Source organism: Vibrio sp. Y176 (genome assembly GCF_033438945.1).
Genome location: NZ_JAWOQS010000116.1, coordinates 1 through 1,083, shown reverse-complemented (window position 1 = coordinate 1,083; position 1,083 = coordinate 1). Strand labels below are relative to the sequence as shown.

Annotated in this window: 1 protein-coding gene; it reads left to right on the top strand. The window is 51.1% G+C overall.

The genetic code is table 11. The features are described 5' to 3' along the window. Positions 1-1,077: galactokinase (gene galK / locus R7O13_RS24480; RefSeq protein WP_318304885.1), on the top strand; the 1,077-nt coding region annotated here is incomplete at its 5' end. Between the last annotated feature and the right edge of the window lie 6 nt (positions 1,078-1,083).

Genomic DNA, 1,083 nt, shown 5'->3' with positions numbered 1-1,083 from the left:
CGTGTGAACTTGATTGGTGAGCACACCGATTACAACGATGGTTTTGTCCTACCGTGTGCCATTAACTACCAAACGGTTGTGGCGGCGGCAAAGCGTGAAGACAATATCGTGCGTGTGGTGTCGGTCGATTACGGTAACGCAATGGACGAATTCGATATCACGCAAGCCATTACCTTCCAGCAAGACAAAATGTGGGCGAACTACATTCGCGGCGTGGTGAAGTGTCTTCTGGCGCGCGGCTACCAGTTTACTGGGGCGGATATTTCAGTCAGCGGCAACGTGCCTCAAGGCGCGGGTTTGAGCTCATCGGCGGCGTTGGAAGTGGTGATTGGCCAGACGTTCAAAGTGCTGTTCAATCTTGAGATCAGCCAAGCCGAAATTGCGTTAAACGGTCAGCAAGCTGAGAACGAATTCGTCGGTTGCAACTGCGGCATCATGGATCAAATGATTTCAGCGGAAGGGCGTGAAAATCATGCGATGCTATTAGATTGCCGTAGCCTTGAAACTGAAGCAGTCTCTATGCCAGAAGACATGGCTGTCGTGATCATCAACTCGAATAAAAAACGTGGTTTGGTCGACAGCGAATACAACACTCGTCGTCAGCAATGTGAAGAAGCGGCGCGTATTTTCGGTGTGAAAGCTTTGCGTGATGTGACGATTGAGCAGTTCAACGAGAAAGTCGCTGAGCTGGATGAAATGGTGGCAAAACGTGCTCGTCACGTCATCACAGAAAATGATCGTACTGTGGAAGCGGCGCAAGCGCTACGAGCACACGACATGAAGCGTATGGGCGAGCTGATGGCCGAGTCTCATGCCTCGATGCGCGATGATTTCGAAATTACGGTAAAAGAAATCGATACGCTGGTGGAGATAGTCAAAGAGGTGATCGGCGATCAAGGCGGCGTGCGCATGACCGGCGGTGGCTTTGGTGGTTGCATCGTGGCACTTGTACCGCCAGCACTGGTTGATGATGTGAAAGCGGCAGTTGAAGCGAAGTACCAAGCGGCTACGGGCTTAAAAGAGTCGATTTATGTTTGCCAAGCCAAAAATGGTGCGGGTTTGGTTGAAGTGCTGTAAGGAATG